7 protein-coding genes are annotated in these 8,390 nt (G+C 45.6%); 1 reads left to right on the top strand and 6 read right to left on the bottom strand.

Annotated elements, in window-relative coordinates; translation table 11 throughout:
- Positions 1-191: 191 nt before the first annotated feature.
- From NI469_RS09500 to serB, 3 genes are all read right to left on the bottom strand, one after another.
- Positions 192-671: an SCP2 sterol-binding domain-containing protein gene (locus NI469_RS09500; RefSeq protein WP_004281258.1), complete on the bottom strand. Its 480-nt coding sequence runs from the start codon at positions 669-671 to the stop codon at positions 192-194.
- A gap of 141 nt (positions 672-812) precedes the next feature.
- Positions 813-1,148, bottom strand: a complete 336-nt coding sequence (gene aciT / locus NI469_RS09495) for a ciprofloxacin tolerance protein AciT (protein WP_004647188.1) — start codon at positions 1,146-1,148, stop codon at positions 813-815.
- A 414-nt stretch (positions 1,149-1,562) separates the two neighbouring features.
- Positions 1,563-2,783 (bottom strand): phosphoserine phosphatase SerB, encoded by a 1,221-nt coding sequence (serB, locus tag NI469_RS09490; RefSeq protein ID WP_044108789.1) that lies wholly within the window; start codon positions 2,781-2,783, stop codon positions 1,563-1,565.
- A 77-nt stretch (positions 2,784-2,860) separates the two neighbouring features.
- On the opposite strand from serB, the gene NI469_RS09485 reads away from it, so the two are divergent.
- The gene (locus NI469_RS09485; protein WP_044108788.1) at positions 2,861-4,114 is read left to right on the top strand and encodes a hypothetical protein; all 1,254 of its coding nucleotides are present in this window, start codon (positions 2,861-2,863) and stop codon (positions 4,112-4,114) included.
- 94 nt (positions 4,115-4,208) lie between these two features.
- Here NI469_RS09485 and ppk1 read toward each other — a convergent pair whose 3' ends face one another.
- From ppk1 to pncA, 3 genes are all read right to left on the bottom strand, one after another.
- Positions 4,209-6,272: a polyphosphate kinase 1 gene (gene ppk1, locus NI469_RS09480; protein WP_253174968.1), complete on the bottom strand. Its 2,064-nt coding sequence runs from the start codon at positions 6,270-6,272 to the stop codon at positions 4,209-4,211.
- A 178-nt stretch (positions 6,273-6,450) separates the two neighbouring features.
- Positions 6,451-7,398, bottom strand: a complete 948-nt coding sequence (locus tag NI469_RS09475; protein ID WP_004729071.1) for a bile acid:sodium symporter family protein — start codon at positions 7,396-7,398, stop codon at positions 6,451-6,453.
- A 128-nt stretch (positions 7,399-7,526) separates the two neighbouring features.
- Positions 7,527-8,156, bottom strand: coding sequence for a bifunctional nicotinamidase/pyrazinamidase (gene pncA / locus NI469_RS09470; protein ID WP_253174967.1), 630 nt, complete (start codon positions 8,154-8,156; stop codon positions 7,527-7,529).
- Positions 8,157-8,390 lie beyond the last annotated feature (234 nt).

Here is an 8,390-nt window from a genome sequence, read left to right as displayed (position 1 = left end):
TCAGATAAAGTCATAAAAAAAATGAGCGTATTGGCATACACTCATTTTTACTACATTTTTCTAATGTCTGCTTAACTGACTGGCATTACTCTAATGAGGGCTTTTTCTTTTAAAAATCTTTCATCCTTTCACCCCCCTCTTTGTGTTTCTCCCAAAGGGAGAAAGAAAAGGTTGGATGAAAGATTTTTAACTTATTTACCAGTTTTCTCTTTAATAAACTGACGTGCCATTTTCACTTTTTCTTTGACCGGTTTTGGCAGTTTAGGCGGAATCATTTTCGCGACCTGGTTAAACCAGACCAGCAGACCAAAATCGCCTTCCATTTTAATCGTGCCACTTTGCATACCAGTCATGAATGCAGTTGGATCACCTTTAAGCAATGTTTTTACACCCTGTTCACTGTCAGCAAATTGCAGTACAAAATCAGCTTTTTCTGCATCACCTGAAACAGTATCGATATGACCATTATTCACAACGATCTGACGTGCCATTCCCTCATCTGTTCCGATTTGGATACGGAACTGGCGTTCATGTACCAATTCAATAAATTTCGGGCTAGTACGTGCTAACTGCTTCATACGTAACGCAAGACCTGCGACCAGCAAATCAAGTGGATCAGTACTGAGGTCAACCAGAGGAAGTTTTAACACAGGAATGGACGACAGTTTCATGGAGAATGCCTATTCTAATTGTACGAAAATTGACAAATATCCTAGCATAGTTCTGGGCTAGGTGGATTATGCAGTTTGTATCATATTTCCAAATTGAAAAATGCACCCATGGGTGCATTTTTTTCATTGCAACTTGTAGAATTAACGGCTTGAAAGCTGCTGCTGGTCGTCTTCATACACCGGCGTATGTTCGATGCAACGGCGTTTTGCCAAAGCACGCTCAGCACGACGATCTTCACGCAACAACAGGCCAGTCACGACCATCATGACCGCAGTTAACGCGCTCAGGTAACTATACGTCATTGGTAGCTCAAACCAGGTTTGAGTTCCTACACGAATCACCTCGATCAGGCCCCATACCAGCATCCCGGCCGCCATAAAGCTTAACCAGCGACGATAAGGCGAGAAGAACACAGCAAGCACAGCTACAGCGACTAAACTGAAGCCCACAATCGTTGCTAAATTCGCTGTTACCATATAACCCCCTCCATCCAGATAGATAGTTTCCGCTTGATATTGCAACGCTTCTATCTATTGAATTTCGTTAAATCAATAAAGTGGAATCTGTTGATTTGTATCTCTATGCCTGCATTATGCTGAGTTTTTTGCATAAAAAAAGTCCTGTCATCCAGCCTAACGACATACTTTGTCGCGATATTATATTGTCATTACATTTTTTGCTTTTCACATTTTTGTGGATCAATGACTGCGCCAATGTTGGCGTGTCATTACAAAATTATCAGTAGTTTTTTTAAGTGAAAAAATTATTTTTCCGTTTAAGATGATCGATGTTTTTGTAGCCATATTTCAGCTATTCCTTATATCACTCACATCATAAGCAATAAAAAACGCGACCCAAAGGTCGCATTTAAAATCAATCAAAGCCTGTACTTATGCACGGTTCAGGTCTTTATCATGTACGCCGAGCAGATACAGCACCCCATCCAGACCGACGCTAGAAATCGCCTGATTGGCATTTTGGCGTACCAATGGTTTGGCACGGAAAGCCACACCGAGTCCTGCAATGGATAACATTGGCAAGTCATTGGCGCCATCACCGACTGCGATGGTTTGTTCCAGGGAAATTCCCATCTCTTGCGCGATTTCACCGAGCAAGAAGGCTTTGCGTGCGCCATCGACGATATGGCCTTTGACTTCACCGGTAACGACCCCATCCTGCACATCGAGCGCGTTGGCATGCACTTCATCAATATCCAGTTTAGTTTGCAGATATTCCGCAAAATACTGAAAACCACCTGAAAGGATTGCGGTACGGTAACCCAATGCTTTTAAAGTCGAAATCAGGCGTTCAGCCCCTTCGGTAATGGTCAGGCGCTCGGCAATTTTCGGAAGTACCGATGCGTCCATGCCTTTTAACAAGGCGACACGCGCACGGAAGCTTTGCTGGAAGTCCAACTCGCCTTGCATGGCACGTTCGGTAATTTCTGCGACCTGCTCACCAACACCGGCTTCAATTGCCAGTTCGTCAATGACTTCCTGCTCGATCAGGGTCGAGTCCATATCAAAGCAAACCAGACGGCGGTTACGGCGATAGGCATTATCTTCCTGTACCGCGACATCGACATTAAGTTCAGTGGATAAACGCAAACAGGCCTCACGCATGGCAGCTGCATCTAGCATTTGTCCACTTAAACCGAACTGGACACAGGCACGTTTTGGCCCTGCGCTCTGGCCATCTAAAATGGGGCGGCCAGACAGACGGGTCACGGTTTCAATATTAAAGCCCTGACCCGAGACAATCTGGGTCACGGCTTGCAGATGAGAGGCATTTAATTCAGGGGCCAATGCCGTTACGATATAACGTGTGCGTCCACCCTCTTTGACCCACTGATCATATTCAGTCGCAGAGATCGGTTTAAAGCGCACAGTTAACCCGATATCATGTGCTAGAATCAGGATCTCCTTCATGGCTAATGCTGTCGCTGTCTGGTCTTCAGAGGCTACAACAATACCTAAGGTTAACTGATTATGAATAACCGCTTGCCCTACATCTAAAATCTGTAAGGAATGGGCGGACAAAACCTGCATTAATCGTGTAAATTGATTAGGCTGGTCAGGTCCTAAGAATGATATAAGAATGATTTCTCGCATGAATTGACTCGGGTCTGAGCTACAACTATTGTTAGAATCATAATCGAAATTGAACAGAATTGCCTTGGAAGTTTACGTTGAATGCGCCTAGACAAGGGCTATTTGCTAGCCTATTGATTGTAAGTTTTGCTCTGCATACCTTTTTACTGGTATTGGCAACCACTCACCAACTGAATGAAAACCGTGCCAATCAGGGACAGCTGATCACCAGTCAACTGGTGACAGACAGCCTGTCTGAGCTTGAACCACCCAACCGCGTTTCTCTGGCGTTGCTGGCAAATCGTTATGCCACCAATCCAAGTGTCGCTTCCATCCGGATTCTAGATGCGAAAGCTCAGGTTTTAGCCACTGGCGGACTGACCAAAACCCGCGAGGGTGAAGTTTTTGTCCGTGATGCGCTGCAAAATGAGAAAAAAGTCGGTGTGATTGAAATCACTCTGATTGAACCAAGTATTGGTGAAATTCTGCGGACACAATGGCTGGCAATTCTGTTCTCGTTCATCATTCATGGTCTGCTCTGGGTCGCTTATCGTGCTGTGGCACGTCCAAGCCGCACCGAATATCTGGCGCGCATCAATAACGAATCGCGGCTGAAATTCGAGATTCAGACCCTGACCCAGGCATTGGAACAGGAAAAGCATAATGCGGCACTGGCGATTGCCCAAGCCCAACAGGCAGTGAAAAACAAAGCCAAAGAAAAAGAACATAAGCCGGCGGTACTGGAGAGCGATAGCCTGAGCTTAAACATCCAGTTCTACGATCCAAAACAGTTACTGGATAGCGTGAATAAAACCGTTTCGGTGCCTTATTTCAATCTTTGCCAGATTTTTCTGAATAAAGCCACCGAACTCTGTGTGCAACGCTATAAGTTGAATAGTTCTGATATTTGTACCGTACATAAATTTGATGAAAAAGGTGCCACCATCAGTATCGCGGCAGACAAACCGAATGCCTTGGCTTGCCTGACTATGATCAATGCTGTGTTCCAGCTGCTTTCGGAAGTCCTGTATAAACGCTATCGTGAAGAAAAACGTTTTGTGCTACAAACCCGCAGCGCGATTGCTTCTAAAGTCGAGGAGATGCAGCTCAGCTCGGTACAGGCCGCTGAGCGCCTGACTCAGCATCTGGTCGCGAAAGAAAGTGCCTTACATGTACCGAACACCTTGCTGAAAGATGTGAGTGATCACTTCCAGCTGGTCAGCATGCCGAATCCAACCAATGTCCTGACCCGTCATGCTTTTGTGGTGAATGGGATGGATGCTGAAAGCGCCGAGCTGGCACAGACTTTTAGAACCGAAATTCTAAAATCCAAACAGTCCAAAGCCTCATAAATATCACTGAATATTGCAATTAAAAAAGCCGGATTCAATATCCGGCTTTTTGATGGGTACAAAACAAATACGCCAGCGTATCTTGGCCTACCCTTTAAATTTTTAACTGTTTTTGTTCCAGCAGATATTGCTGGGCATTATAAGGCTGGGCCGGATACTGACAAGGGACTTTATGCCACTGACCATCGGCATCTAACTCCCATGCATTTTGACAATCTTTTAAATAGCTAATCAGGCCATCTTTATAAATCCGTTTTTTCAGCTCTGGATCCAGCACCGGGAAACAGGTTTCCACCCGGGAAAACAGGTTGCGCCCCATCCAGTCGGCACTGGCACAATACAGTTTCTTGGCGCCGCCATGCTCAAAATAATAGACCCGGGTATGTTCCAGGAAACGTCCTACGATTGAACGGACCTGGATATTTTCAGACATACCGGTAACTTGTGGAATCAGACAGCAGATTGAACGCACAATCAGGTCAATTTTTACCCCAGCCTGCGAAGCCTGATATAAGGCAGCAATCAATTGCGGTTCGGTAAGCGCATTCACTTTGATGATGATATGGGCGGCTTTGCCAGCCAGAGCAAATGCCTTTTCCTGGTCAATCAGTTTCAGCAGTTCGCTATGCAGGGTAAACGGTGCATGCAGCAAGGCTTTCAGTTTGGCCATTTTCCCCATGCCGGTCAATTCCTGGAACATGCGGTGCACATCTTCACAGATATCCGGCTGTGTGGTCATCAGGCCGTAATCGGTGTACATTCGGGCATTACCGGCATGATAGTTTCCGGTGCCCAAATGCGCATAACGCAGTAATTCCTGATTTTCACGCCGGACGATCAGAATCATTTTGGCATGGGTCTTATAACCGACGATGCCATAGACCACCACTGCCCCGGCTTCTTGCAGGATATTGGCCACCATAATATTGGATTCTTCATCGAAACGCGCCCGCAATTCAATCACGGCCGTGACTTCCTTGCCATTACGTGCGGCTTCTGCCAGCACCTGGACTATTTCCGAGTCCGGCCCACTACGGTACAGCGTCTGCTTGATCGCCAGCACCGCCGGATCCTTAGCCGCTTCGCGCAGTAAAGTAATCACCGGCTGGAATGAATCAAAAGGATGATGCAGCAGCACATCCTGTGCCTTTAAAATTTCAAAAATGCTTTTCTGTTTACGGAAAATTTTCGGAATGACCGGACTGAAATGCGGATACTTTAATTCTGGACGCTCAAAGCTGGTACTCAGACGGGACAAATTGATCGGTCCATCTATCCGGTACAACTCCTGTTCCGTTAGATCAAATTCATCCAGCAAATAGTCGATGATGTTCTGTGGAGAGTCATTTTCAATTTCCAGACGTACTGCACGACCAAAGCGGCGCGAACACAGTTCGTCTTTTAAGGCCACGGCCAGATCATCGACATCTTCCGACAGTACCAGATCGGCATTGCGGGTGACCCGAAAGGCATAACATCCGGTCGCTTTCATGCCGGGAAACAAATCACTGATATGCTGCTGGATGATCGCAGTCAGAAAAATCTGGGTGGTATTATTTCCGGCAACGTCTTCCGGAATTTTAATCAGGCACGGTAAAGAACGGGGTGCCGGCACAATTGCCATCTCGATTTCACGGCCAAAGGCATCTTTACCTTCCAAGCTGATAATAAAGTTCAGACTTTTATTCACCAAACGTGGAAAAGGATGTGAAGGATCCAGACTGATCGGGGTCAGTACCGGTTGCACTTCTTTGGCAAAAAAGGCTGCAATCCAGGCCTTGTGTTTTTCCAGAAGATCCTGATATTGAAGAAACTGAATACCCTGCGCCTGAAGTTCAGGCAAAATTGCATGATTCAGAACCTCATACTGTTTGTTAACTGTGGCATGAATGGACTGGGACAGTTCTTGTAGAATCAGCTCGGTAGGTACAGCATCAGGCGTCCGGGTAGTCGCATTCAGGTCTTGCTGTTTCATCAGCCCGGCAATCCTGATTTCAAAGAACTCATCCAGGTTACGGGAAAAAATAATCAGGAAGTTTAAGCGCTCTAAAATCGGTAAATTCGGATCGAGTGCTTGTGCCAAGACACGACGCTGAAATTCAAATAAGGAAAGTTCCCGATTAAAATAGGTCGCTGACGAATGCTGAAATTGTTCCATGCCCTCTCAATGCTGCTGATTACAGTCTGTTGTTTCACATCATTGAGGGGCGATCTTAGGCAGACTTTATGACACTTATGTTACAAAGCTTGATAAATCTATATAGATTAATATTTTAATTTCTTCACATTATAAAAAATCATCCTCTGGCTTGTTGCGCGCTGTCATCAAACTGCAATTAGGTGTCTGTTTTTTCAGTTTGTCTGGCAGCCCAATAAGTGGCTAAAGCTGGCCCTGAAATATTATGCCACAGGCTAAAAATGGCGCTTGGCAAAGCTGTCATTGGAGATGCAGCAAAATGGGTCGCCGCCAAAGCCACACCCAGACCAGAATTCTGCATACCGACTTCAATGGATACTGCACGACAGTCTATTTCTGCCAAGTGAAATATACGACTGGCCCAATAACCCAGTAAATAGCCCATACCATTGTGTAAGGCCACGATTCCTAAAATCATTAACCCAGACTCCAGAATCTGGGCTTTACTGCCGGCAATAATCGCCGCGACAATTGCCACAATCGCAATCACAGAAATCAACGGCATGACCTGAATATAGGCCGTGACTTTTTGCTTGAGTAGCGCCCGTACGATTAAGCCCAGAATAATTGGGAATAACACCACCTGTAAGATCGACACCAGCATCGACCAGGCATTGATCTCAATCCACTGACTGGCCAACATATAGAAAATGGCCGGAGTTAAAATGGGCGCCAGTAAAGTCGAAACCGAGGTACAGGCGACCGACAAGGCAGTATTGCCCTTGGCCATATAGGTAATCACATTGGATGCAGTTCCGCCCGGACAGCAACCCACCAAGATTACCCCGATCGCAATCTCTGGTGGCAGCTGGAACAGCTTGCACAGCAAAAAGGCCAAGCTCGGCATCACCATAAACTGGGCGACGACGCCAATCGCTACTGCCTTCGGACTTTGCAAGACACTTTTAAAATCACCTATCGTCATGGTCATACCCATGCCGAACATAATGATGCCCAACATCCACGGAATATAAGCCCGTAACCACACAAAAGCCTCGGGGATCATCAAGGCAATGCCGGAAAAAAGGACCACCCATAAAGCAAAGGTTTTTTGGACAAATTGGCTAAACTGGAGCAAGGCTGACATGGGTTTCATCCAGGTGACATTAAGGGAGAAAAAGCAAGATAAAACAGGCACACGTTGATGCCTGATTTTTTATATTTAAATATAAATAAGATCAAAGGAATATTTAAATTCTATCCCTATCCAGCTTTTTAAGCAGCTTGAACAATATCTTTCACATAGATACGTTTTACGCCATGCGACAGCATATCCTGCCAGGCATGTTGCAAGGAACCATTCAGGTCAATGCCCTTGGTGGCATCGGCAATCACATAGGTCTTAAAGCCCAGTTCGCAGGCATCGATTGCAGTCCAGGCCACACAAAAGTCCGTAGCAATCCCGACCACAAATACGGTATCAATCCCACGTTCACGCAGATAACCAGCAAGACCGGTAGTGGTTTTCTGGTCGGCTTCCATAAAGGCCGAGTAACTGTCGATCTGGGAATGAAAGCCCTTGCGAATGATGAGTTGTGCTTGCGGTAAATTTAAATCCGGATGCAGTTCGGCATCGCGTGTCCCTTGCACGCAATGCTTTGGCCATAAAACCTGACTGCCATAATCCAGCTGAATGCTGTTATAGGCTGCTTTGCCGGGATGGTTGTCTGCAAAAGAGATATGGTTGTCCGGATGCCAGTCTTGGGTCAGGATAATATGCTTAAAATGCTGCCCCAATAGATTAATATTTGGAATAATCTGGTCAGCATTGGCTACAGCCAGATTGCCTCCCGGGGTAAATCCTCTTTGTACGTCTACGACCAGTAAAGCGACATTATTCTGCATCTGTTTTCATCCATTGAAATTTCGATTTATGCCCAAGCATAGCGCAAAATACTCGAGGATTTTTAGCCCTGCTGCTAAAAATGGCATGACTGTGTATTCTCGGCATGTGTATATGAGCAAATCAATAGATTCATTGTTTTTGACAAATATGAGATGAGTTCCGGGCTTGTATCAAGCTAGATCTCTACAAAAAATAAGTTTTAAGATATAAAGTGATGAGCCTTTCTAATTAGA

Origin of the sequence: Acinetobacter lwoffii (genome assembly GCF_024129735.1) — a bacterium.
GTDB lineage: Bacteria > Pseudomonadota > Gammaproteobacteria > Pseudomonadales > Moraxellaceae > Acinetobacter > Acinetobacter lwoffii_H.
Note: the sequence above shows the minus strand (reverse complement) of the source record. Positions and strands in the feature narration are given on the sequence as shown.

Bases quoted from the DNA above. Each gene is read 5' to 3' on its own strand.
- NI469_RS09500 (WP_004281258.1), bottom strand. From the start codon at position 671: ATGAAACTGTCGTCCATTCCTGTGTTAAAACTTCCTCTGGTTGACCTC.
- aciT (WP_004647188.1), bottom strand. From the start codon at position 1,148: ATGGTAACAGCGAATTTAGCAACGATTGTGGGCTTCAGTTTAGTCGCT.
- serB (WP_044108789.1), bottom strand. From the start codon at position 2,783: ATGCGAGAAATCATTCTTATATCATTCTTAGGACCTGACCAGCCTAAT.
- ppk1 (WP_253174968.1), bottom strand. From the start codon at position 6,272: ATGGAACAATTTCAGCATTCGTCAGCGACCTATTTTAATCGGGAACTT.
- NI469_RS09475 (WP_004729071.1), bottom strand. From the start codon at position 7,398: ATGTCAGCCTTGCTCCAGTTTAGCCAATTTGTCCAAAAAACCTTTGCT.
- pncA (WP_253174967.1), bottom strand. From the start codon at position 8,156: ATGCAGAATAATGTCGCTTTACTGGTCGTAGACGTACAAAGAGGATTT.